Genomic DNA, 651 nt, shown 5'->3' with positions numbered 1-651 from the left:
GAAATGTTTGTCTGCCTTGGATATGGGCGTTTCTCCTATACCGGTGGGGATTTTCGGGTAGGAGAAACTCCGGCGCTGACCTTAGGCGAGGGCTTTTCATATACCAGCTATGGGCCCGGCGATAATGTGGCCGGGGATCGTCGCAGCGAGATATGGTTCAACTCAACGGAAGTTGGGGGAACGTCGAGCGGCAGCGGCCTCGATATGGCTCAGACTGCCCCTGAAGCCAGTGATATCGTTGCTGATGCCATGACCGTCAGCGGTGCCTCTGTCTCGTTTTCTGGCCTCGATGTCGATGATGATAATGATGAAGACGAGGATGAGAACAAACTTCCTCCTGGCTGGATCGCCGGTGCAATTGTCACCCTGAAAGCGCCAGTGAATTATCAGGTATCCATCGAGGGCGGTTTTAACGTGCTGACAGGCGACGTCGTGTCAGAGATTGCGCCATTCAGCGGAATGCCTGTCACCCTAACGTTTAACGGTACTGACTATGACCTGCAGATCGCCACGTATACCCCTCACCAGGACGCCGTTCCGGGAACAGGGGGAGCGACTGCGGTATTACGCGCCAGTGCGTCGCCGTCAACGTATGACTTTACGACAACCAGCCAGACCTTTGCTCTGACCTGGCAGGGTATCACCTATACC

1 pseudogene is annotated in these 651 nt (G+C 55.3%); it reads left to right on the top strand.

Annotated elements, in window-relative coordinates:
• Positions 1 to 651 (top strand): annotated as a pseudogene (locus RRF55_RS27190) (host specificity factor TipJ family phage tail protein); the annotation flags it as partial.

It is taken from the genome of Klebsiella sp. K47 (assembly GCF_051858335.1).
Taxonomy (GTDB): Bacteria; Pseudomonadota; Gammaproteobacteria; order Enterobacterales; family Enterobacteriaceae; genus Klebsiella; species Klebsiella pneumoniae.
This window is presented reverse-complemented; position numbering and strand designations above follow the sequence as displayed.